Source organism: Streptomyces sp. NPDC090798, from assembly GCF_044768965.1.
Classification (GTDB): Bacteria; Actinomycetota; Actinomycetes; order Streptomycetales; family Streptomycetaceae; genus Streptomyces.
On record NZ_JBIVXA010000003.1, the window covers coordinates 147,871 to 169,945 of the forward strand.

The 22,075-nt window shown below is 72.0% G+C and carries 20 protein-coding genes; 6 read left to right on the forward strand and 14 right to left on the reverse strand.

What is annotated here, in order from left to right; translation table 11 throughout:
- Positions 1 to 90: 90 nt before the first annotated feature.
- The 7 genes from ACIQTP_RS08195 to ACIQTP_RS08225 form a co-directional block, all read right to left on the reverse strand.
- Positions 91 to 1,314 (reverse strand): acyl-CoA dehydrogenase family protein, encoded by a 1,224-nt coding sequence (locus ACIQTP_RS08195; protein ID WP_403397520.1) that lies wholly within the window; start codon positions 1,312 to 1,314, stop codon positions 91 to 93.
- A gap of 6 nt (positions 1,315 to 1,320) precedes the next feature.
- Entirely contained in the window at positions 1,321 to 2,343 is a 1,023-nt protein-coding gene (locus ACIQTP_RS08200) for a phosphotransferase family protein (RefSeq protein ID WP_403398132.1), read from the reverse strand.
- Positions 2,344 to 2,493: 150 nt separating this feature from the next.
- Entirely contained in the window at positions 2,494 to 2,790 is a 297-nt protein-coding gene (locus tag ACIQTP_RS08205) for a hypothetical protein (RefSeq protein WP_403397522.1), read from the reverse strand.
- 101 nt (positions 2,791 to 2,891) lie between these two features.
- Entirely contained in the window at positions 2,892 to 3,230 is a 339-nt protein-coding gene (locus ACIQTP_RS08210) for a DUF202 domain-containing protein (protein ID WP_402043928.1), read from the reverse strand.
- Complete coding sequence (locus tag ACIQTP_RS08215; protein ID WP_403397524.1) at positions 3,227 to 3,619, reverse strand: YidH family protein; 393 nt, start codon at positions 3,617 to 3,619, stop codon at positions 3,227 to 3,229. The genes ACIQTP_RS08210 and ACIQTP_RS08215 overlap by 4 nt, the downstream gene beginning before the upstream one ends.
- Positions 3,620 to 3,651: 32 nt before the next feature.
- Positions 3,652 to 4,173, reverse strand: coding sequence for an NUDIX hydrolase (locus tag ACIQTP_RS08220; protein ID WP_403397526.1), 522 nt, complete (start codon positions 4,171 to 4,173; stop codon positions 3,652 to 3,654).
- A gap of 78 nt (positions 4,174 to 4,251) precedes the next feature.
- Positions 4,252 to 5,145 (reverse strand): DMT family transporter, encoded by an 894-nt coding sequence (locus ACIQTP_RS08225; protein WP_403397528.1) that lies wholly within the window; start codon positions 5,143 to 5,145, stop codon positions 4,252 to 4,254.
- Between the two features lie 310 nt (positions 5,146 to 5,455).
- On the opposite strand from ACIQTP_RS08225, the gene ACIQTP_RS08230 reads away from it, so the two are divergent.
- The 5 genes from ACIQTP_RS08230 (at position 5,456) to ACIQTP_RS08250 (ending at position 11,469) form a co-directional block, all read left to right on the forward strand.
- Positions 5,456 to 7,111, forward strand: coding sequence for an FAD-binding dehydrogenase (locus ACIQTP_RS08230; protein ID WP_403397529.1), 1,656 nt, complete (start codon positions 5,456 to 5,458; stop codon positions 7,109 to 7,111).
- A gap of 290 nt (positions 7,112 to 7,401) precedes the next feature.
- Positions 7,402 to 8,361, forward strand: coding sequence for a hypothetical protein (locus tag ACIQTP_RS08235; protein ID WP_403397531.1), 960 nt, complete (start codon positions 7,402 to 7,404; stop codon positions 8,359 to 8,361).
- 44 nt (positions 8,362 to 8,405) lie between these two features.
- Entirely contained in the window at positions 8,406 to 9,971 is a 1,566-nt protein-coding gene (locus ACIQTP_RS08240) for an APC family permease (RefSeq protein WP_403397533.1), read from the forward strand.
- Between the two features lie 117 nt (positions 9,972 to 10,088).
- A complete protein-coding gene (locus ACIQTP_RS08245; protein WP_402043907.1) occupies positions 10,089 to 10,850 on the forward strand; it encodes a molybdopterin-dependent oxidoreductase in 762 nt (253 codons plus the stop codon).
- Positions 10,834 to 11,469, forward strand: coding sequence for a cytochrome b/b6 domain-containing protein (locus ACIQTP_RS08250; RefSeq protein WP_403397535.1), 636 nt, complete (start codon positions 10,834 to 10,836; stop codon positions 11,467 to 11,469). The genes ACIQTP_RS08245 and ACIQTP_RS08250 overlap by 17 nt, the downstream gene beginning before the upstream one ends.
- 128 nt (positions 11,470 to 11,597) lie before the next feature.
- Here the strand turns inward: ACIQTP_RS08250 and ACIQTP_RS08255 are convergent, their stop codons facing one another.
- Genes ACIQTP_RS08255 through ACIQTP_RS08270 form a run of 4 tightly spaced genes read right to left on the reverse strand, consistent with a single transcriptional unit; the run spans position 11,598 to position 15,407 of the window.
- Complete coding sequence (locus tag ACIQTP_RS08255; protein ID WP_403397536.1) at positions 11,598 to 12,632, reverse strand: L-idonate 5-dehydrogenase; 1,035 nt, start codon at positions 12,630 to 12,632, stop codon at positions 11,598 to 11,600.
- A 30-nt stretch (positions 12,633 to 12,662) separates the two neighbouring features.
- Positions 12,663 to 13,421 (reverse strand): SDR family oxidoreductase, encoded by a 759-nt coding sequence (locus ACIQTP_RS08260; protein ID WP_402043898.1) that lies wholly within the window; start codon positions 13,419 to 13,421, stop codon positions 12,663 to 12,665.
- 31 nt (positions 13,422 to 13,452) lie between these two features.
- On the reverse strand, positions 13,453 to 14,850 hold the full coding sequence (locus tag ACIQTP_RS08265; protein ID WP_403397538.1) for a gluconate:H+ symporter: 1,398 nt from the start codon (positions 14,848 to 14,850) through the stop codon (positions 13,453 to 13,455).
- Between the two features lie 38 nt (positions 14,851 to 14,888).
- Positions 14,889 to 15,407: a gluconokinase gene (locus ACIQTP_RS08270; protein WP_403397541.1), complete on the reverse strand. Its 519-nt coding sequence runs from the start codon at positions 15,405 to 15,407 to the stop codon at positions 14,889 to 14,891.
- A 153-nt stretch (positions 15,408 to 15,560) separates the two neighbouring features.
- Here ACIQTP_RS08270 and ACIQTP_RS08275 point away from each other — a divergent pair, with 153 nt between their 5' ends.
- The gene (locus ACIQTP_RS08275; protein ID WP_402043889.1) at positions 15,561 to 16,262 is read left to right on the forward strand and encodes a FadR/GntR family transcriptional regulator; all 702 of its coding nucleotides are present in this window, start codon (positions 15,561 to 15,563) and stop codon (positions 16,260 to 16,262) included.
- 5 nt (positions 16,263 to 16,267) lie between these two features.
- Here the strand turns inward: ACIQTP_RS08275 and ACIQTP_RS08280 are convergent, their stop codons facing one another.
- From ACIQTP_RS08280 to ACIQTP_RS08290, 3 genes are all read right to left on the reverse strand, one after another.
- The gene (locus ACIQTP_RS08280; protein WP_403397543.1) at positions 16,268 to 16,651 is read right to left on the reverse strand and encodes a YchJ family protein; all 384 of its coding nucleotides are present in this window, start codon (positions 16,649 to 16,651) and stop codon (positions 16,268 to 16,270) included.
- A 53-nt stretch (positions 16,652 to 16,704) separates the two neighbouring features.
- Positions 16,705 to 18,093 carry a M1 family metallopeptidase gene (locus ACIQTP_RS08285; RefSeq protein WP_403397545.1) on the reverse strand — a complete coding sequence of 463 codons (1,389 nt, stop codon included), beginning with the start codon at positions 18,091 to 18,093 and terminating at the stop codon, positions 16,705 to 16,707.
- Positions 18,094 to 18,167: 74 nt separating this feature from the next.
- Positions 18,168 to 22,043, reverse strand: a complete 3,876-nt coding sequence (locus ACIQTP_RS08290) for a Pls/PosA family non-ribosomal peptide synthetase (protein ID WP_403397547.1) — start codon at positions 22,041 to 22,043, stop codon at positions 18,168 to 18,170.
- Positions 22,044 to 22,075: the final 32 nt, after the last annotated feature.

The window sequence follows — 22,075 nt, forward strand, 5'->3', positions numbered from 1 at the left end:
GGGGGTCTGGGGGCGCAGCTCCCGGGGGACGGGAACGGGTAGGGGCGGCGGGGGCGAAGGAGCCCCTCACCGCCCCACCGGACCGGACGGTCACACGTACTTCTTGATCTCCCGTCGTGCCAGCGACCGCTGGTGCACCTCGTCCGGGCCGTCCGCGAGCTTCAGCGTCCGTGCGCTCGCCCACAGCTCGGCCAGCGGGAAGTCCTGACTGACACCGCCCGCGCCGTGCAGCTGGACCGCCTTGTCGAGGATGTCGACGACCGTGCGCGGGGTGGCGATCTTGATGGCCTGGATCTCGGTGTGGGCGCCCCTGTTGCCGACGGTGTCCATCAGCCAGGCGGTCTTCAGGACCAGGAGGCGGAGCTGTTCGACGGCGACGCGCGCGTCCGCGATCCAGTTCTGGACCACGCCCTGCTGGGCGAGCGGCTTGCCGAAGGCCGTACGGGACACGGCCCGGCGGCACATCAGCTCGATCGCCCGCTCGGCCATGCCGATCAGCCGCATGCAGTGGTGGATGCGGCCCGGGCCGAGCCGCGCCTGGGCGATGGCGAAGCCGCCGCCCTCCTCGCCGACGAGGTTGCTCACCGGGACACGGACATGGTCGAAGACGACCTCCGCGTGCCCGCCGTGGGAGTGGTCCTCGTAGCCGTACACCTGCATGGCGCGCCGGACTTCGAGCCCCGGGGTGTCGCGCGGGACCAGGACCATGGACTGCTGGCGGCGGATGTCCGGCCCGTCCGGGTCCGTCTTGCCCATCACGATGAAGATCTTGCAGTCGGGGTTCATCGCCCCGGAGATGTACCACTTGCGCCCGGTGATCACGTACTCGGCGGAGCCGTCGGAGGACCGCTCGATGCGTGTGGTGATGTTGGTGGCGTCGGAGGAGGCCACCTCCGGCTCGGTCATCGCGAACGCCGAGCGGATCTCACCGGCGAGCAGCGGCTCCAGCCACTGCTTCTTCTGCTGCTCGTCGCCGAACTGCGCGAGCACCTCCATGTTGCCGGTGTCCGGCGCGGCGCAGTTCAGCGCGGTGGGCGCCAAGTGCGGGCTGCGGCCGGTGATTTCGGCGAGCGGCGCGTACTGGAGGTTGGTGAGCCCGGCGCCGTACTCCGCGTCGGGCAGGAAGAGGTTCCACAGGCCCTGCCTGCGGGCCTCCGCCTTCAACTCCCCGACCACGGCCGGCGTGTCCCACGGCGAGGCCAGCCGGGCGCGCTGCTCCTCCGCCACCGCCTCCGCCGGGTAGACGTACTCGTCCATGAAGGCGAGCAGCTTCCCGCGCAGTTCCTCGGTGCGCGCGTCGAATGCGAAGTCCATCTCGGATCAGCCTTCCTGAAGAGTGGTCAGACCGTGCTCGATGAAGAACGGGACCAGTTCACCGATGCGGTCGAAGCCGGCGCCGACCGTCTGGCCGAGCGTGTAGCGGTAGTGGATGCCCTCCAGGATCACGGCGAGCTTGAACCAGGCGAACGCCGTGTACCAGGCGACGCCGGACACGTCGCGCCCCGAGCGCGCGGCGTACCGTTCGACGATCTCGGCCGGGTCCGGGTGGCCGGCGGCCGAGGCGGTCGTGCTGATGGGGGAGTCGGGCAGGTCCAGCGGCGCGCTGTACATCACCAGCAGGCCCAGGTCGGTGAGCGGATCGCCGAGCGTGGACATCTCCCAGTCCAGGATCGCCTTGATCCGGTCGTCCTCGCCGATCAGCACGTTGTCGAGCCGGTAGTCGCCGTGCACGACGGAGGGCGCGGGGGAGTGCGGCAGCTCACGGCCGAGGGCGGCGTGCAGTTCGTCGATCCCGGCGAGCTCACGGTTCCTGGAGGCGTCCAGCTGCTTGCCCCAGCGGCGCAGTTGCCGGTCGAGGAAGCCCTCGGGGCGCCCGAAGTCGGCGAGGCCCACGGCGGCGGGGTCGACGGCGTGCAGTTCGACGAGCGTGTCGACGAGCCCGAGCACCGCGTCCCGGGTGCGCTCCGGGCCGAGCGGGGCGAGCTGCTCGGCGGTGCGATACGGGGTGCCGGCCACGAACTCCATGACGTAGAAGGGCGCGCCCAGCACCTCCTCGTCCTCGCACAGCAGCACCGGACGCGGTACGGGGACGGCGGTCGGGTACAGCGCGCTGATCACCCGGTGCTCGCGCTTCATGTCGTGCGCGGTGGCCAGTACGTGGCCGAGCGGGGGCCGTCGGACGACCCAGCTCGTGCTGCCGTCCGTGACCGCGTAGGTGAGGTTCGACCGTCCGCCCTCGATCAGCCGGCCGGTCAGCGGGCCGTGCACCAGACCGGGCCGCTCGCCGTCGAGCAGGCCACGCAGTCGGTCGAGGTCGAGACCTGGCGGGTGGTCGGGACTCATCATTTCTCCTGCACGCCGGAAACGGGACGTGACCATGATGCCGACCAGTCGGTATGTCGTCCAGCGCCCGGACGAAACGTGATCGGCGTCTCCCTCCGGAGCCGGGGGAGACGCCGGGGCGCGCTTGCGCCAGGGGGCGTCCCAGTGGACCTAGTGGTCGTCCCAGTGGCCGTCGTGCTCGGCGTGGCGGTGGCCGTCGTGCAGGTAGTCGACGTGGTCGCCGTGCGCGACCGCGGGGTGCCCGCAGCCCTCGCCGTGCCGGTGGCCGTGCTCGTCGTGCGCCGTGTGGCCGGCCGGCTCGCACTCGTCCCAGTGCCCGGAGTGTTCCCGGTGCAGATGTCCGTCGTGCGCGTAGTCGACGTGGTCCCCGTGCGGCACGGCGGTGTGCCCGCAGTCCGGGCCGTGGGTGTGCTCGTGGGTCGGGTGTTCCAGGTGAAGGGTGGTCATGGTGCTCGCCTTCGTGAGTGGCGTGAAATGACGGCTCAGGCTAACGCCAGAAAGAACCGCATCCATCACTATTTGCACCGTTACGCCCCATTTGACCCTGTCTAGAACACCAGTGCCATCGCGCACACTGCCAGGGCGACCGTGCACAGGGTCGCCGCCGTCGCGTGCCGCGGTGCGAGCGCGGGCGGACCGTCGGTGCCGGACGTCGCGAGCACCCGGATACGCCGGTGCGCGAGCGCCAGGAAGCCCAGCCACAGCGCGCAGCACAGGGCACAGGCCGCCACGTCGATCGCCGACGGGCCGCCGTGCAGCGCCGCCTTCGCCGCAAGGACCGCGGCGACGGTGCTCGACAGGGTCGTACGCCGCCACGCGAGCCGCGTACGCTCCGGCTGCAGCCCCGGGTCCCGCTCGGGACGGTGCTCCGGGCCGGGCACGGTCACCCTTCCCAGCCGACGAGGACGACGACGACCATCGCGATGGCCACGATCGCGACGGCGATGCCCAGCAGAGCCGGGAAGCGCGACACGGGAAGGTCGTCCCCGCGGCGCATCGCGCGCTCGCAGCGCACCCAGTGATTGACGGCGCGCAGCGAGCAGAGCACGCCCGCCGCCAGCAGGGCCAGCGCGAGACCGACCCGCCAGCCCCACCGCAGGTCCGGCAGGAACTGATCCACGGCGAAGCCACCGCCGATCAGCGCCAGCGCGGTGCGCAGCCAGGCGAGGAAGGTCCGCTCGTTCGCCAGCGAGAACCGGTAGTCGGGCGTGACGCCCTCCTGCCGGACCTCCTCGGGCGCGAACCACAGCTGGACGTTCCGTACGAATTCGATCACGCCATCGACCCTACCGGGGCCCGGCGGGAGGCTCAGTCGGTGCCCGTCGCCCGGGAGTCCTTCAGGCGCTCGTACGCCGCCAGGCCGTCCGGTACCCACGTCCAGTCCGTCAGGCGGCGTTCCACCTCCTCCTCGGTGAGGAAGTCGTGCCAGGCGACCTCCTCCGTCTGGGGGTTCACCGGGAGTTCGCAGCGGACCTCGTAGACGGCCGACCACCAGGTCTGGCCGGAGCCGTTGTCGTAGAGGAACTTGAAGAGGGGGACGGGCCCAGGGAGCCCGGAGACCCCGAGTTCCTCCTCGGCCTCGCGCAGGGCCGCGGAGTCGTAGGACTCGCCCGCGCCCACGACCCCGCCGACGAACATGTCGTACAGGGAGGGGAAGACGAGCTTGGTGGGCGTGCGGCGGTGGACGAAGAGCCGGCCCCGGGCGTCCCGGGCCTGGATGAACACGCAGCGGTGGCGAAGACCGCGCGCGTACGCCTCGCCGCGTGGGGACTGCCCGATGACCACGTCGTTCTCGTCCACGATGTCGAGGATCTCGTCAGCGGCGCTCATGGCCCCATCCAAGCAGCCGCGGGCGCGGGGCGCGGGGCGCGCCGTCCGTGCGGCCCGACGCGGCGCCGTCGTACGCCCTCAATGCGGCTGGAGGTCCCGTACCGACTCGGTCCTGGTGGTGCCCGACGGCATCGCGGGGTGCATGCCCAGCAGGACGATTCCCGCCACGATCGCCGCGAGCCCGGCCGCTTCCCAGGTGAGTGCCCCCACGTCCGTGTGCAGCTTGTCCCCGAGGAAGCCCACGCCGCACACGATTCCGGCGAGTGGCTGGGCGGCGGTGAGCGCGGGCAGTGACATCCGCAGCTCCGCCGTCTCGAAGGCGCTCTGCACCAGCACAAGGCCCGTCACCCCGAGCGCCAGCACCCCGTATGGCTGCCAGCCGGTCAGCAGCTCACTCCAGCCGCCGGCTCCGAACCGCTCCCCGCTGACCCGGGTGAGCGCGTCCTGCACGCCGTACAGCAGCCCCGCGGCCAGCGCGAGCAGCATGGGCGCCGCGCTCAGGCGGGAGCGCTTGGCGTAGGTGGTGAGCAGCAGCGCGAGCCCGACCATGATCCCGATGATCAGCCAGTGGCGCAGCGGATCGGTGACCGAGTCGCCGCCCTTGGGCTGGCCCGCCACGATGAACGCCGTGACCCCGCCCGCCAGCAGGCAGAGGCCCGCCCAGCCCTGGCGGCCCAGGGAGTGCTTGGTCTGGTAGCGGGTGAGCGCGAGCGCGAAGAGCAGGTTGGTCGCGAGGAGGGGTTCCACCTGGGAGATCTCGCCCTTGCCCAGGGCGACCGCGCCGAGGATCATGCCGCACACCATGAGCCCGATGCCGCCCAGCCAGCGGGGCACCCGGATGAGGTCGAGCAGCAGCCGGGGGGAGAGGAAGTCGCTCAGTGGGGCGTGCGAGGCGGCGTTCTGCTGGAGCACGAATCCGAAGCCCAGACAGCAGGCCGCGCTCACCGAGAGGATCAGAACGAGAACCGACACGCTGGGTACCTCGATACGTTCGGGTCAGCACGGGTCGCGGGCGCGTATTCCCGCCGACTGTAGTGCCATCGACCGGGCCCTGCCCACGGGAGTACCCGGAACCGGGCAGTTGACTCGGTCACTCCTCTTGCCGAAGGATCTGACCGATCAGTAACAACGGCTGGTCGAACGGTGACCGTGCCTGTTCGACCGGTGCCGATGCCTGATGTCTTCCGTACCACTGTCTCATCAACCAACGACGATGCCGCCGGCTCGTGACGAAGCCGACAGAAGCCGACCGGAAACGTCGGCAGGCCGAGAGGACGGGCCCATGGCCTACGACGCAGATGTGATCGTGATCGGAGCGGGCCTCGCGGGGCTCGCCGCGACCGCGGAGCTCGTCGACGCGGGCCGCACGGTGATTCTCCTCGACCAGGAGCCGGAACAGTCGATCGGTGGCCAGGCCCACTGGTCCTTCGGTGGACTCTTCTTCGTGAACTCGCCCGAGCAGCGCCGGATGCGGATCAAGGACAGTCACGCGCTCGCCCTCCAGGACTGGATGGGCACGGCCGGCTTCGACCGGGCCGAGGACCACTGGCCGCGCCGCTGGGCCGAGGCGTACGTGGACTTCGCGGCCGGTGAGAAGCGGTCCTGGCTGCACCAGCAGGGGGTCCGCTTCTTCCCGGTGGTCGGCTGGGCGGAGCGCGGCGGCTACGACGCCAACGGCCACGGGAACTCCGTGCCGCGCTTCCACATCACGTGGGGGACCGGACCCGGAGTGGTCGCGCCCTTCGAACGGCGGGTGCGCGCCGGGGTCGCCCGGGGGCTCGTCCAGCTCAAGTTCCGCCACCGGGTGACCGGGCTGTCCCGCAGCGCGGGCACCGTCGACACGGTCACCGGCGAGATCCTGGAACCGTCGGGCGCGGCGCGCGGGCAGGCCAGCAGCCGTACCGTCGCCGGGGCGTTCGAGCTCAAGGCACAGGCGGTGATCGTCACCTCGGGCGGCATCGGCGGCAACCACGACCTGGTCCGCGCGAACTGGCCCGAGCGGCTCGGCACGCCGCCCGAGAAGATGGTCGCGGGCGTCCCCGCGCACGTCGACGGCAAGATGCTCGGGATAGCCGAGGAGACGGGCGCGCACCTCATCAACCGCGACCGCATGTGGCACTACACCGAGGGCATCCAGAACTGGAACCCCATCTGGGAGAACCACGGCATCCGCATCCTGCCGGGCCCGTCCTCCCTCTGGCTTGACGCCCGCGGGAACCGGCTCCCGGTGCCGCTCTTCCCGGGCTTCGACACCCTCGGCACGCTCGAACACATCATGAAGACCGGATACGAGTACACGTGGTTCGTGCTCGACCAGAAGATCATCGGCAAGGAGTTCGCGCTCTCGGGCTCGGAACAGAACCCGGATCTGACCGGCAAGTCGATCAGGGACGTGATCGGCCGGGCGCGCGCCGACGTACCTGGCCCCGTCAAGGCGTTCATGGACAACGGCGCGGACTTCGTCGTCGAGAAGGATCTGGGCGCCCTGGTGCGCGGCATGAACGCCCTCACCAAGGAGCCGCTCATCGACGAGGCCGCGCTGCGCCGCGAGATCGTCGCGCGCGACCGGGAGATCGCGAACCCCTTCACCAAGGACCTCCAGGTGATGTCGATCCGCGGCGCCCGCAACTACCCCGGGGACAAGCTGATCCGTACGGCCACCCCGCACCGCATCCTCGACCCCAAGGCGGGGCCGCTCATCGCCGTCCGCCTCCACATCCTCACCCGCAAGAGTCTGGGCGGCCTGGAGACCGACCTCTCCTCGCGCGTCCTGACGGAGGGCGGTGACCCGCTCTCCGGCGTGTACGCGGCCGGTGAGGCCGCCGGCTTCGGCGGCGGCGGAGTCCACGGCTACCGCTCCCTGGAGGGCACCTTCCTCGGGGGCTGCCTCTTCTCCGGCCGCACGGCGGGCCGAGCGGCCGCCAAGGCGGTGAGCTGACCCTCGCCGGGGGCCGTTCCGTGGTCGGGTTTCAGCCGTGACCCGGACTCCGGGGAGCGGGGGCCCGGCCGCGGCCGGGCCCCCGCGGAGAGTCGAACCCGCCCCCGGCGGGAGCTGTCCCACCAGCTCCTTCCCGTCCCGGAGAGCGTGCGGGGGAACATCAACTCTGCGCCATTCAAGGGAAGTTGCAACGTGCGACGGATCAATCGGGCCTTGACTTGAACCCTCAGCCAAGGATTTGCTGTGCGTGATCGCCCCCTGACCAGCCGCGTCTGTGAGGAAGCCCCGCGGTGTCGCCACCCCCGCCACCCCCTCCTCCCCTCGGCCGTGGCCGCAAACGCGCGGTCCACGTCTTCGACGCCGCGCTCGACGACTCCGAACTCGTCGCCGCGCGCACCTCGTTGGCCCAGGGGCGATGGACCGCGGTCCGCGCACTGCTCGCCGCGACCGGCGACGACTGGGACCGCCGCGGACACCGCGTCACCGTCCTCGCCCAGGAGGCCGCCGCCCTCGCCTGGGCCCGTGACTGGCAGCTCGCCGAACCCGAGTCCGCCGACGCCGCCGTGCTCCTCGCCTGCGCCACCGTCCAGCGCGCCCTGCACGGCAAGGACCGCCCGGAGCGGGCCCGCGAGGCCTGCGCCGCCGCCGCCGTGCTCGCGCCGGCCGACCCGACCCCCTGGCTCGGCCTGCTGATACTGGAGCGTTCACGCGGCAACGAGGGCGACGTGGTCCGGCTCTTCGACGAGGTGCGCCACCGCTACCCCGAGCACCACCACGCCCACCACCTGATGGTCGCCCGGCTCGCCGAGCGCCGCGCCGAGGCCGGCCAGGACCCCCTCCACGAGGTCTACGACTTCGCGAACTGGGCGGCCGAACAGGCGCCCGCCGACTCTCCGCTCGCGATGCTGCCCGTCGTCGCGCACGCCGAGCGCTATCGCGTGCTGGCCGGCGCCGGCAGCGAGTCCACCGACCCGGCCGCCTCCGGGCACTGGGTCGGACGCCGGGCCCGTCAGGTGATGAAGGCCGCCTTCGACTGGTGGCTGGAGTGGGAGCGCGAGGACCACCCCCGCCGCCACCTCGACCTCAACTTCCTCGCCCACGCCAAGTTCTGCGAGGGCCGGGGCGCGGAAGCCGCCGCCCTGTTCCACCGCATCGGCCCGCACGCCACCCCGGTGCCGTGGTCGTACCCGGACCGCGACCCGTACCAAGCCTTCCGTGCCGCCCGCGACAGCGCCCTCGGCACGGTGTGACCCCACCCACAAGAAGTCGAGAAACCCGAAAGGACGGCCCCGCGATGACGACGGGCAGTTCGAGCACCTCGAGCAGTTCGAACACGGGTAGACCCGCCACGGCCGGTGGCGCCATCAGCACCTTCAAGGGCCAGGAGCGCGCCCTGCGCGCGGGCCGGCTCGGTACGGGAGGTCTGCTGCTCTCCGTCCTCGCGGCGACCGCCCCCCTCATGGTGGTCGCAGGTGTCATGCCCACGGCATTCGCGGTGATGGGCATCGTCGGGGAACCGCTGATCTTCGTCATCCTCGGCGTGGTCCTCGCCCTCTTCAGCGTCGGGTACGCCGAGATGAGCCGCCACGTCCACAACGCGGGCGCCTTCTACGCCTACGTCGCCCGCGGTCTCGGCGGCACCGCGGGCGCCGGCGCCGCCGCGGTCGCGCTCGTCGCCTACAGCGCCCTGCAGTTCGGCATCTACGGCATCTTCGGCTTCGAGGTCTCGGGGCTGTTCGCCACCTACGCCGACGTCGAAGTCGCCTGGTGGATACCGGCGTTGGCCGCCGTCCTCGCCGTCGGCGCACTCTCCTGGCTGAAGATCGACGTCAACGCGCGTGTACTCGGGGTCCTCCTGGTCGTCGAGGTGGCGCTCGTCGTCATCTTCGACATCGCCGCCGTCGCCGACCCCGCCAAGGAGGGCCTCTCCCTGCACGCCTTCAACCCGGACACGCTCACCGGGGCGGGCGTCGGCACCGCGCTGTGCTTCTGCATCGCCGCCTTCACCGGCTTCGAACAGGCACCGGTGTACGCCGAGGAGACCAGCCGCCCGCACATCCTCGTCCCGCGCGTGATGTTCCTGGCCATCGGCTTCGTCGCCGTCTTCTTCGCACTCAGCTCCTGGGCGCTGACCGTCGCCGCGGGCCCCTCCGGGATCGTCGGCGCATCGCGGAAGCAGAGCGCCGGACTGCTGTTCTTCCTCACCGAGTCGCGCCTCGGGGGCGCCTTCACCGACGTCCTGCACGTCCTCTTCGTGACCGGCATGTTCGCGGCGCTGCTCAGCTTCCACAACGTCGTCGCGCGGTACGCCTTCGCCATGGGCCGCGAAGGGCTGCTGCCCTCCGCCTTCGGCCGGACCACCGGCACCAGCGGCGCGCCCGGCACCGGCTCGCTGCTGCAGACCGGTGTCTCCGTGATCGTGCTGATCGCGTTCGCCGTGACCGACGACAAGCCCACCGGTGACCCGACCGCGCCCGTGCTGCACCTGTTCACCTGGGCCGGCAACGTCGGTGCGCTCGGCGTCATCCTGCTGATGGCGGCGGCCTCGCTCTCCGTGATCGTCTTCTTCGCCCGCCGCGGCGCCGCCCGCGCCCAGGCCTGGCGCCTGGCCACCTCGGCGATCGCGGCCGTCGCCCTCCTCGTGATCGCGGGCTACACGGTCAAGGACTTCGACATCCTGGTCGGGGCCGGTCCGGACTCCGCGCTCAGCTGGCTGCTGCCCGCCCTGATCGCGGCCGCCCTGCTCGTCGGCGTGGTGCAGGGCCTGGTGCTGCGCTCCCGCAAACCCGAGGCGCACGCCCGTATCGGACTCGGCAACGAGGCGTTCCAGCTGGACAAGGCGGCGGAGTCCACACCCTGATCCGGCGCCCGGATCAGGGCCGCCCGTTCTGAGAAGCGTGTGAGAAGTGGTTACGGAAATCTGACGAGCACCCGCTGCCGCTGGCCTCAAGGGGGTCGCGGGTGCTCGTATGGGTGTGTGAACCCTGAACAGCCCCCCCGGCAGGGACCGGACCGCCCCCGGGAACGCCCGCCGGAGGACCCGGAAGCCTCCGGCACGCCCGTCGGCCGTCGGCTCCTGCTCGGCACGCTCGGACTCGGCGCCCTCGGCGTGCTGGCCGCGCCCACCCTGCAACGCGGCCTGGAGTCCCTCTTCGCCGGCGACCCCACGGGGCTGACCGGCCTGCTCCCCAACGGCGGCGGTTTCCGCTACTACTCGGTGACCTCCTCCGTCCCGCACAAGGACGCGTCGAACTACCGCCTCACCATCGACGGCCTGGTCGACCACCCCCGCAGCTACACCCTGGCCGACCTCAAGGCCCTGCCGCAGACCCGGATCGTGCACGACGTCCAGTGCGTCACGGGCTGGCGGGTGCCCGGCACCCCCTTCCAGGGCGTACGGCTGTCCCATCTCCTGGACGCCGCCGGGGTCCAGGCCAAGGGCCGCGCGATCCGCTTCACCTGCTTCGACGGGGCGTACACCGAGAGCCTCACGATGCAGCAGGCCCGGCGCCCCGACATCCTGGTGGCCCACCGCATGCAGGACAAGCCCCTCGGCCACGACCACGGCGGCCCCGTCCGCCTCTACGTCGCCCCCATGTACTTCTACAAGTCCGCCAAGTGGCTCTCCGGCATCACCGTCACCGAGGACGTCCGTCCCGGGTACTGGGAGGACCGCGGCTACGACGTGGACGCGTGGGTCGGCCGCTCGAACGGACGCGACGATGCACCCACGAGTTGACGACACCCCGGCCCTCGCCGCGCCCGCGCCGCGCGTACGGCGCTTCAGCCGCGCCGAGCGCTGGGTGCACCGCGTGACCGCCCTGCTGATGGGGATCTGCGTGGCGACGGCGGCGTGCCTGTACCTCCCGATCTTCGCCGAGCTGGTCGGCCGCCGTGAGCTGGTGGTCAGGGTCCACGAGCTGGCGGGCCTGATGCTCCCGGTGCCGGTCCTGGCGGGCCTGGCCTCCCGCGCCTTCCGCGCGGACCTGGGCCGCCTCAACCGCTGGGGCCCGCACGACCGTACGTGGCTGCGCGCGGCGCTACGACGGGACCGGCGCCCCTCGTCCCGGCCCGCGGCCAAGTTCAACGCGGGCCAGAAGACCTACGCCGCCTGGATCGCCGGCGCGACCCTGGTCATGCTCGCCACGGGGCTGCTGATGTGGTTCACCCACCTCGCCCCCCTGATGTGGCGCACCTCGGCGACCTTCGTCCACGACTGGCTGGCGCTCACGATCGGCGTCGTCCTCGCGGGCCACATCGGCATGGCCCTCGGCGACCCGGAGGCCCGCCGAGGCCTGCGCACGGGCTCGGTGAGCCGGGAGTGGGCGAAGCGGGAGCATCCCCTCTGGCGGCCCTGAGGCCGGGCTCTTGGATCAGGCCTGGGCCGCGGTGATCAAGCGCAGGATCGCGAGGCGACCTGATCCGAACGACAGGGCCTGGACCCTGTCGAGCCTGCCGGGGGCCGCAGACCCCCGGCAGGCTCCGGCTAGCCCTGCTGGACCTCGAAGTCCAGCAGCACCTTGCACGAGCGGCCGCGGTCCGCGGCCAGGGAGAACGCCGACTCCGCCGCACCGAGCGGGACCACCGCGCTGACCAGGGAGTCGAAGCGGGGCTCGGCCGCGAGCAGGACCAGCGCGTCGTCGAACTCCTCGTCGAAGCGGAACGCGCCCCGCAGCTCGATCTCCCGGCTCACCACCAGGTTCCCCGCGAACGGGCTCTGTCCCGGCGGCAGCATGCCGAGCTGGACGACGACCCCGCCGCGCCGCACCAGACGCAGACAGGTGTCGAGCCCCGCGGCCACTCCGGACGCCTCGACGGCCACGTCGACCTCCGTCGGCCACCCGGGATCGGCGGGATCGTCGGCCCGTACGACCGCGTCCGCGCCGGCCGCGACGGCGTACGACAGCGCCTGCGGCAGCAGGTCCGTCACGGTCACCCGGGCCGCGCCCGCGGCCTTCGCGGCGGCCACCACGAGACAGCCGATGGGCCCGGCCCCCGTCACCAGGACATGCCGGTCCTGCACCGCGCCGGCCCGTCGGACGGCGTGCAGCGCCACCGACAGCGGCTCGGCGAGCGCCGCCCGCCGCAGCGGGAGCCCCGCGGGCAGCTCCCTCAACTGCCGGGCGGGCACCACCACTTGGGCGGCGAAGGCGCCCTGCACATGCGGGGTGCGCGCCGCGCTGCCCAGGTAGCGGGTGTCCCGGCAGACGTTCGCCCGTCCGTCGGCGCACTCGGGGCACACCCCGCACGGGGTCGCCGGGTGCACGGCCACGGCCGTACCCGGCGCGGGACCGGTGGCCCCGTCGCCGTACGACAGCACCGTCCCCACGACCTCGTGGCCCAGCACCATCGGCTCCCGCAGCCGGAAGTCCCCGACGCCGCCGTGCCGCCAGTAGTGGAGGTCGGACCCGCACACCCCGCCGTACCGGACGGCGACGAGCGCCTCGCCGGGCCCGGCGGACGGGACCGGCAGTTCGTCGACCCGCAGGTCGCCCTGCCCGTGAATCACACAGCCGAGCATCGTCAGGCCCCTTTCACCGCGCGGTCCGCTTCACAGCACACTCGTCATACCGCCGTCGACGTACAGCACCTGCCCGCTCACGAAGTCCGCCGCGGGCGAGGCGAGGAAGAGCACCCCGCCGACCAGGTCCTCCGTACGGCCCCACCGGCCGGCCGGGGTGCGCCGCCGCACCCAGGCGCTGAACTCCTCGTCCTCGACGAGGGGCTGGGTCAGTTCCGTCTCGATGTAACCGGGGCCGAGCCCGTTCACCTGCACCCCGTACTGCCCCCAGTCCGCGCACATGCCCTTGGTGAGCATCTTCAGCGCGCCCTTGGTGGCCGCGTACGGGGCGATGCCCGGACGGACGACCTCGCTCTGCAGCGAGCAGATGTTGACGATCTTGCCGTGGCCGCGTTCCGTCATCCGCCGCGCCGCTTCGCGGCCGACCAGGAACGCGCTGGTCAGATTGGTGTTCAGGATCCGGTGCCAGTCGGTGTCCGTGAACTCCAGGAGCGGGGCCCGCAGTTGCATGCCCGCGTTGTTGACGAGGATGTCGAGCGGGCCCACCCGGTCCTCGACGTCCGCAATTCCGGCGGCCACCGAGGGGCCGTCCGTGACGTCGAAGACCGCGGTGTGGACGTCGCCGGGCAGCTCCGACGCGGCCTTGGCGAGCCGGTCGGCGTCCCGCCCGTTGAGGACGACCGTGCAGCCCGCCTCCAGGAGCCCGCGGGCCAGCGCGAACCCGATGCCCCGACTGGAGCCGGTGACCAGGGCCCTGCGACCACTGATGTCGAACAGAGGGTGACTCATCCCCGTACTCCCGTCTCTCATCCCCGTACCTCTAGATGACCAGCGACAGCAGCAGGACCAGCCCGCCCGCCACCACCGAGATGATCGTCTCCATGACGGACCAGGTCTTCACGGTCTGGCCGACACTGAGACCGAAGTACTCCTTGACCAGCCAGAAGCCGGCGTCGTTGACATGGCTGAAGAAGAGCGAGCCCGCGCCGATCGCGAGGACCAGGAGAGAGGTGTGGGCGGTCGACATGTCGGCCGCGAGGGGCGCCACCAGACCGGCCGCCGAGATGGTGGCGACGGTCGCGGAGCCGGTCGCGAGCCGGATGATCACCGCGATCAGCCACGCGAGCAGCAGCGCGGGGATCGACCAGTCCTTGGAGATGTCCAGGATCATCTGGCCCACCCCGGAGTCGATCAGGGTCTGCTTGAAACCGCCGCCCGCGCCCACGATCAGCAGGATGCCCGCGATGGGGGCGAGGGACTTCTCGACGGTCGTCGAGATGCGGTCCTTGGTGAACCCGGCCGCGCGGCCCAGCGTGAACATGCCCACGATCACGGCCGCGAGCAGGGCGATCAGCGGGGAGCCGACGACGTCGAAGACGCGCTGCACCATGTGGGTGGGGTCGTCCACGATGATGTCGACCAGCGCCTTGGACAGCATGAGGACGACCGGCAGCAGCATGGTGGCGAGGGTGGCGCCGAAGCCGGGACGCTTGTCCAGGTCCTCGGAGGCGCGGGCGGGGATCATCCGGTCGGGGGCGGGCACGTCCACCCAGCGGGCCGCGACCTTCGAGAAGAGCGGGCCCGCGATGATCACCGTCGGGATGGCGACCAGGACGCCCAGCGCGAGCGTGATGCCCAGGTTGGCCTTGACCGCGTCGATGGCGACCAGCGGGCCGGGGTGCGGCGGGATCAGGCCGTGCATCACGGACAGACCGGCCAGCGCCGGGATGCCGATGCGCATCAGGGAGTAGTTGCCGCGCTTGGCGACCATCAGCACGACCGGGATCAGCAGCACGATGCCGACCTCGAAGAACAGCGGCAGACCGATCACCGAGGCGATCAGCACCATCGCCCAGGGCATGGCGCGCCCGCCGGCCTTGGCGAGGATGGTGTCGACGATCTGGTCGGCGCCGCCGGAGTCGGCGAGCAGTCTGCCGAGGATCGCGCCGAGCGCGATCAGGACGCCCACACCGGCGACGGTGGCGCCGAGGCCGGTGGTGAAGCTGGTGATGGTCTTGTCCAGCGGGGCCCCGGCGAAGGCGCCGAGGGCGAGCGAGCCGATGGTCAGGGCCAGGAATGCGTGCAGCTTGAACTGGGTGATGAGCAGGACGATGACGGCGATGGCCGCCAGGACGGCGATGCCCAGCTGGGCATGGCCCGCCGAGGTGATCGGCTCGACGGTGTCCGCTGCCAGCATCTCGACGCTGAGTCTGGTCACGGTGGTCCCTTGCTTGAGAAACGTACGTGGGGAAGGTGTTAGAGCGAAGGCTGGGCAAGCCCCTGGAGTGCGGCCACGGCCCGTTCGGTGATCTCCCCGGGGTCGCCGGAGACGTCCACGGAGACACCCGCCTCGTCCGCTTCCAGCGGCTGGAGAGTGGCGAACTGCGAGTCCAGCAGCGCCGTCGGCATGAAGTGCCCCTGACGGTGCGACATCCGGTCCTCGATGAGCGCGCGGTCACCGGTCAGATGCACGAAGACGACCCCGGGCGCCGCGGCCCGCAGCCGGTCGCGATAGCTGCGCTTGAGCGCCGAACTGCTGACCACTCCGCCGAGCCCGTGCCGGTCGTGCGCCCAACGGCCGATGGCGTCCAGCCACGGCCAGCGGTCGTCGTCCGTGAGCGGGTGCCCGGCCGACATCTTGGTGATGTTGGCCTGCGGGTGGAAGTCGTCGCCCTCGGCGTACGGAACGCCGAGCCGGGCCGCAAGCAGGGGACCGATGGTGGTCTTGCCGGTACCTGCGACGCCCATGACCACGACGACATGGGGGGTGCTCATCGCTGCCTCACTGTCTACGTCACTGTCGCGTGACTGTCTTCGTCGACATCTGATGTCGACGACACTGAAACTCATTAGGTACGACGAATTCAAGAGTGTGTGACATATAAGTCTGACTTTTTATGGACGGGCTCCGCCTCGTACGCTGACCCCATGACCACACGGGGCCGGGGGCTGCACGGACATGTACTGGAATCCCTCGGGCCGGCGATCACGGCGGGCGAGTACCCGCCGGGGAGCGTGCTGCGCACCGACGAACTCGCGCAGCGCTTCGAGGTGTCCCGCTCCGTGATGCGGGAGGCGGTCAGGGTGCTGGAGTCCATGTACCTGGTCGAGTCCCGCCGCCGAGTCGGCGTCACGGTCCGCCCCAAGGCGGAGTGGAACGTGTTCGACCCTCAGGTCATCCGCTGGCGGCTGGCCGGCGCCGACCGCCCCCACCAGCTGCGTTCGCTCACCGTGCTGCGCTCCGCCGTCGAACCGATCGCCGCGGGCCTGTCCGCCCGGCACGCCACCGCCGCGCAGTGCGCGGAGCTCACCGAGTGCGCCCTCGGCATGGTGGCCAACTCACGCGGCCACAAGCTGGAGGACTACCTCGTCCACGACGTGGCCTTCCACCGGGTGATCCTCAACGCCTCCGGCAACGAGATGTTCGCCCGGCTCGGTGACGTGGTCGCCGAGGTCCTCGCGGGCCGCACCCACCACGAGGTGATGTTCGAGGACCCCGACCCGGCCGCCGTCACCCTGCACGTCCAGGTCGCGGAGGCGGTGCGCGCGGGCGACGCGTCCCGCGCCGAGGAACTCACCCGCCAGATCACGGTCGGCGCGCTCCAGGAACTGGACATCCTCGCGCCGTAGGCGACCTACACGTCCTGCTCCGGGAAGTCGCCGTCCACGTACACCCAGGCCCCGTCGACCCGCTCGAACCGGCTCCGCTCGTGCAGCGAACCGCCCCGGTAGGAGGCCCGGAAGGTCACGGTCCCCACCGAGTGGAAGGCCGACCCCTGCCCCGTGTCGAGGATCTCCAGACCCGTCCACCGCATCCCCGGATCGAAGTCGACCCGCGCCGGCCGCGTCCGCGGATGCCACGTCCGCAGCAGATACCCCTCGTCCTCCTTGACGAAGGCGCAGTACCGCGACCGCATCAGACGCTCCGCGGTCGGCGCGAGCGCCTCACCGCGGTGGAAGCGCCCACAACACCGCACGTACGGCTCGGGCAGCCCGCACGGGCAGCTACGACTGGTCATGACCGCCATTCTCTCCCAGCCCGGAGGGGCCTCTCTCCCGGTGCGCAGCGGCCCTACGCCGAGTCGGCGTTGGTCGGCGGGTACGTCGGGCGGGCCGGCATCGGCGCGACCGGTGCGGCCGGGGTGGGCAGCGGCGGCAGCTTCGCCGTACGCAGCCAGGCCCCGAACAGGTCGTCCAGCGGCTCGGCGGCGTACCGGGCGGCATGCGCGGTGAACACCGCCGTGGTGACCGCGCCGCCCCGGTGCAGGGCGGCCCAGCCGCGCAGCATGCGGAAGAAGGCGTCGTCGCCCATCGCGCAGCGCAGCGCGTGCAGGGTGAGTCCGCCGCGCTCGTAGAGCCGGTCGTCGAACATCAGCTTGCGGCCCGGATCGGACAGCACCAGATCCTTCGGCAGCCCGGACAGCTTGCGGTGCGCGAGAGCGGCCAGCTGCTGTGCCGTACGGCCTCCCGACCGCTCCGACCACAGCCACTCGGCGTACTTCGCGAACCCCTCGTTCAGCCAGATGTGCCGCCAGTCCGCGATGGACACGCTGTTGCCGAACCACTGGTGCGCCAGCTCGTGCGCGACCAGCCGCTCCGAACCCCGCGCCCCGTCCACGTGGTTGGCGCCGAACAGCGACAACCCCTGTGCCTCGACGGGGACATCGAGCTCCTCCTCGGTCACCACGACGGCGTACTCGCCGAACGGATACGGCCCGAAGATCTGCTCGAACAGCTCCATCATCGCGGGCTGGCGCGCGAAGTCCCGGGAGAATGCGCCGAGCAGGTGCGCGGGCAGATGCCCCGTCTGCGGTACCCCACCGAGCCCGGGGTCGCCGAGCAGCACCGTCTGGTACTTCCCGATCGACATCCCGACCAGATAGCTGGAGGTCGGCGCCGCCTGCTCGTACACCCAGGTGGTCGTCGACGCCTTCGTCGTCCGGGTGAGCAGCCGGCCGCCCGCCACCACCGAGTACGCCGACGGCGTCGTGATCGAGATCTGGTACGAGGCCTTGTCGGCGGGGCGGTCGTTGCACGGGTACCAGGAGGGCGCGCCGATCGGCTGGCTCGCCACCAGCGCCCCGTCCTCCAGCTCCTCCCAGCCGAGCTCGCCCCAGGGGCTGGGGACCGGCTTGGGGTTGCCCGACCAGTGCACCTCCACGGTGAACGCGGCCCCGGCCCGTATCGGCTTCGGCGGCCGGATGCGCAGCCGGCCGCCGCGGTGCGTGTAGTGCGGTGCCTTGCCGTCGATCCGGACCCGGCCGATCCGGAAGTCGGCCAGGTTCAGCTGGAACTCGGCGAGCGGAGCCCGGCCCGCTATGGCGTTGAGCCGTGCGGTGCCGGACAGCCGGTTGGGCCCGGGGCGGTAGTCCAGCGCGAGCTCATACCGGTGCACCCGGTAACGGGGATCACCGTTGGCCGGGAAGTACGGGTCCGAACCCACTGTCTGCTGAACGCTCACGCTTGCGTCTGCTCCCTGCGCTGTGCTCGTACGACGTGCCGGTGCACCGTCCCCGGACGCCGTACGGGCCGCGCCTAGGAACGCCATGCCTCGATCGGGTTGCCCAGCCAGCGGGTGTCGTCGGGGACGGATTCCGCCGCCATGACGAGCGACGCGGGTCCCAGCGTGCTGCGCGCCCCGACTGTGCTGCCGGGAAGGACGATTCCGCCCGGGCCCAGAGTGGCGCCCTCACGGAGGACAACAGTATCCGTCCGCAAGATCCGGTCGTGGAAGAGGTGGGTCTGCAGGACACATCCCCGGTTGACCGTGGTCGCGTCCTCCAGGGTCACCAGGTCCGTCTCGGGTAGCCAGTAACTCTCGATCCATGCGCCCTTGCCGATACGGGCGCCGAGGCCGCGCAGCCACGCCGTCATCAGCGGCGTACCGGGCACGGACCCGGCCAGCCACGGCACGGCGACGACCTCGACGAAGGTGTCCGCCAGCTCGTTGCGCCACACGAAACCGCTCCACAGCGGGTGCTCGCCCGCCCGGTGCCGGCCCACCAGCAGCCACTTCGCCGCGATGGACGTCAGGCAGGCGAGCACGCCGACGCCCAGGAACACGATTCCGGCCAGCAGCGGCGCCCAGACGCCCAGCGCGCTCAGCGCGGCGACGGTCAGCACCGCCAGCGCCGCCGAGCAGAACACCGGCACGATCCGGCACAGCTCCACGAACGCCCGCGCCCACAGCAGCCGCGCGGGCGGGTCGTAGGTACGGCTCTGATCACCGTCCTGCGTCGAGCGCGGGAGTTTCACCGGCGGCAGCCCCAGGTACGAGCTGCCCTTCTTCGCCTTCTTCGGGGTCGCGGACAGCACCCCGACCAGCCCGCCGTCCGGCACGCTGCGGCCCGGCGCGGTCATCCCGGAGTTGCCCAGGAAGGCCCGGCGGCCGATCTCGGCACGCCCGATCCGCATCCAGCCGCCGCCCAGCTCGTACGGCGCGGTCAGGGTGTCGTCGGCGAGGAAGGCACCCTCGCCCACGGTGGTGAGGCTCGGCAGCGCGAGGACGGTGGAGACCTCGGCACCCCGGCCGATCCTCATACCGAGCAGCCGCAGCCACACCGGCGTGATCAGCCCGGCGTACAGCGGGAACAGCGTGTCGCGCGAGCGGTCCATCAGCTGGGTGACGGTCCAGGCCTGCCAGCCGATCCGGCTGTGCGTCGGGTACGTGCCTTCGCGCAGACCCAGGCTGAGCAGACGTACGCCGACCAGGAGCAGCAGCGCGTACGCCAGCCCGAAGGCGAGCGTGGCCGGGACCAGCGCGAGCGCCGCGCCGCGCAGGGCCGCACCGAGCCCGGCGTCCGCGCTCACGAACAGATGAGCCACCAGGAGCGCGGCGACGGCCGAAAGGACGGGCAGCGCGGTCAGCGCGAAACCGGTCGCGCCGTACATCGCCCGCCAGTACGTGCCCCGGCGCGGACGCTCCTTGGGCCAGGCGCGCTTCGCCTTGCCGAGCTTGCCGGCGGGCGCTCCGGCCCAGCGCTGCCCGGTGGGAATCTGCCCGGCGACCGCCGAGCCCGGCGCCACCTCGGCCCGCTTGCCGACGCGCGCGCCCGGGAAGAGGATGCTGCGCGTCCCGACCACCGCACCGGCGCCGACCTTGACCTGCCCGATCTCCAGCCGGTCCCCGTCCAGCCAGTACCCCGACAGGTCCACCTCGGACTCGACGGCGGCGCCCCGGCCCAGCTTGAGCATGCCGGTCACCGGCGGCAGCGAGTGCAGATCGACGTCCGTGCCGACCTTGGCGCCCAGGGCACGCGCGTAACGCTCCAGCCAGGACCCGGTCAGCGAGACCGCGCCACTGAACTCGGCCAGCCGCTCGGCGGTCCACAGCCGCAGATGCACGCTTCCGCCGCGCGGGTGACGCCCGGGCTTCACCCGGCGCAGCAGCAGCCGCGCCCCGCCCGCCGCGATCGCGAGCCGCCCCGGCGGGCTGTGGAGCACGACCGCCCCGGCGCCGACGAGCCACCACGGGGCGCTCGGCGCCCAGGGGTACGGACCGAACCAGTGCAGTACGTTCCCGAGCGCGGCCAGCGCCACGGTCCAGCGCAGCCCCATCAGCGTGAACAGGGGTATCAGCAGGAACAGCTGGGCCACCTTGGCGCGCAGCGGCACCGGGGCGATCACCCGCTCGCCGCCGTCGTCCTGCGCGGACTTCTCCAGGTGCCGGGCCAGCTTGCGCAGGACGGGCTGCTGGTAGATGTCGAGCACGGCGGCGCTGGGGTAGCGGGTGCGCAGCCGGGTGGTGAGCTGGGCGGCGGCGAGGCTGCCACCGCCGATCGCGAAGAAGTCGTCGGACCCGCCGCCGACCGGGATGCCGAGGACCTCGCTCCACTGCTCGGCGAGCCAGGCCTCGGTGCCGTAGAGCTGCTCCTTCGCACCGCCGGTCTCCAGGCCCTCCAGGGGCCAGGGCAGCGCGCCCCGGTCGACCTTGCCCGAGGTACGGGTCGGCAGGTCCGCGACCGGGGCGAGCAGCGGGACGAGGGCCGCGGGCAGTTCGGCGCGCAGCTTCTCGACGGCGGCGGCCTGGTCCCAGCCCTCCTGGGTGACGACATAACCGACGAGCAGCTGGTTGCCGCTGCGGGCGGTACGCACGGCGGCGGCGGCGCTCGCCACACCGGGGAGCGCCTGGAGCGCCGTGTCGACCTCGCCCAGCTCGATGCGGCGCCCGCCGAGCTTGATCTGCTCGTCGGCCCGTCCGAGGAAGATCAGGCCCTCCGGCTCGGCCTTGACGAGGTCACCACTGCGGTACGCCCGCTCCCAGCCGAGCGCTTGGAGCGGCGCGTACTTCTCCGCGTCCTTCTCGGCGTCGAGATACCGGGCGAGCCCGACCCCGCCGATCACCAGCTGACCGCTGTCGCCCATGGCCACGGGCTCGCCGGCCTCGTCGACCACGGCCAGCTCCCAGCCGTTCAGCGGCAGCCCGATCCGGATCGGCTCCTCGCCGGTCATCAGGGACGCACAGGCGACGACGGTCGCCTCGGTGGGCCCGTAGGTGTTCCACACCTCGCGGCCCTCGGTCACCAGCCGCTGGACCAGCTCGGGCGGGCAGGCCTCACCGCCGAAGATCAGCAGCCGTATGTCACCCAGGGCCTCCGGCTCCCAGAGCGCGGCGAGCGTCGGCACGGTCGAGACGACGCTGATCTCCTGCTCGACCAGCCAGGGCCCCAGGTCGGCGCCGCTGCGCACCTGGGAGCGCGGGACGGGCACCAGGCAGGCGCCGTAGCGCCAGGCCAGCCACATCTCCTCGCAGGAGGCGTCGAAGGCGACGGACAGGCCCGCCATGACCCGGTCGCCGGGCCCGATCGGGTCCTCGGTGAGGAACAGCTCCGCCTCGGCGTCGACGAACGCGGCGGCGCTGCGGTGGCTGACGGCCACGCCCTTGGGCTTGCCGGTGGACCCGGAGGTGAAGATGATCCAGGCGTCGTGCTCGACGCCGGGCCGCGCGGCGGGCACCTCGCGGCTGCCGTTGACGGTGAGCCGGTGCCCGGCCCCGATGACGGCCCGCACCTCCGCCTCGCCGAAGACCAGCTCGGCCCGCTCGTCGGGATCCTCGGCGTCCACCGGCACATAGGCCGCGCCGGCGGCCAGTACGGCGAGGATGGCGACGTACAGCTCGTTGGTACCGGAGGGGACGCGTACGCCGACCCGGTCGCCGAGGCCCACCCCGGCGGCGCTCAGCCGTCGCCGCAGGGCCTCGACCTCGACGGCCAGGGCGCGGTAGGTGAGGCAGCGGTGGCCGTCGTCGAGGGCGGGCTCGTCGGGGTGGGCCCGGACGGTGGCGTCGAGGATGTCGACCAGCGTGCGCGGCGAGGCGGCGACGGAGGCGGAGAAGCGCGCCGGGTCGCCGAACTCCGCGCGCACCTCCTCGTCGAACAGCGCGAGTGCGGGGCCTTGCTCGAGGGCTGCCATCGGGTCCTCACGTGTCGTTCCCGGAGCGTCCG

What these genes read in the sequence shown, in the direction of transcription:
- ACIQTP_RS08195 (WP_403397520.1), bottom strand. Translation starts at nt 1,314, where the DNA reads ATGGACTTCGCATTCGACGCGCGCACCGAGGAACTGCGCGGGAAGCTG.
- ACIQTP_RS08200 (WP_403398132.1), bottom strand. Translation starts at nt 2,343, where the DNA reads ATGAGTCCCGACCACCCGCCAGGTCTCGACCTCGACCGACTGCGTGGC.
- ACIQTP_RS08205 (WP_403397522.1), bottom strand. Translation starts at nt 2,790, where the DNA reads ATGACCACCCTTCACCTGGAACACCCGACCCACGAGCACACCCACGGC.
- ACIQTP_RS08220 (WP_403397526.1), bottom strand. Translation starts at nt 4,173, where the DNA reads ATGAGCGCCGCTGACGAGATCCTCGACATCGTGGACGAGAACGACGTG.
- ACIQTP_RS08230 (WP_403397529.1), top strand. Translation starts at nt 5,456, where the DNA reads ATGGCCTACGACGCAGATGTGATCGTGATCGGAGCGGGCCTCGCGGGG.
- ACIQTP_RS08240 (WP_403397533.1), top strand. Translation starts at nt 8,406, where the DNA reads ATGACGACGGGCAGTTCGAGCACCTCGAGCAGTTCGAACACGGGTAGA.
- ACIQTP_RS08250 (WP_403397535.1), top strand. Translation starts at nt 10,834, where the DNA reads ATGCACCCACGAGTTGACGACACCCCGGCCCTCGCCGCGCCCGCGCCG.
- ACIQTP_RS08255 (WP_403397536.1), bottom strand. Translation starts at nt 12,632, where the DNA reads ATGCTCGGCTGTGTGATTCACGGGCAGGGCGACCTGCGGGTCGACGAA.
- ACIQTP_RS08260 (WP_402043898.1), bottom strand. Translation starts at nt 13,421, where the DNA reads ATGAGTCACCCTCTGTTCGACATCAGTGGTCGCAGGGCCCTGGTCACC.
- ACIQTP_RS08270 (WP_403397541.1), bottom strand. Translation starts at nt 15,407, where the DNA reads ATGAGCACCCCCCATGTCGTCGTGGTCATGGGCGTCGCAGGTACCGGC.
- ACIQTP_RS08275 (WP_402043889.1), top strand. Translation starts at nt 15,561, where the DNA reads ATGACCACACGGGGCCGGGGGCTGCACGGACATGTACTGGAATCCCTC.
- ACIQTP_RS08280 (WP_403397543.1), bottom strand. Translation starts at nt 16,651, where the DNA reads ATGACCAGTCGTAGCTGCCCGTGCGGGCTGCCCGAGCCGTACGTGCGG.
- ACIQTP_RS08290 (WP_403397547.1), bottom strand. Translation starts at nt 22,043, where the DNA reads ATGGCAGCCCTCGAGCAAGGCCCCGCACTCGCGCTGTTCGACGAGGAG.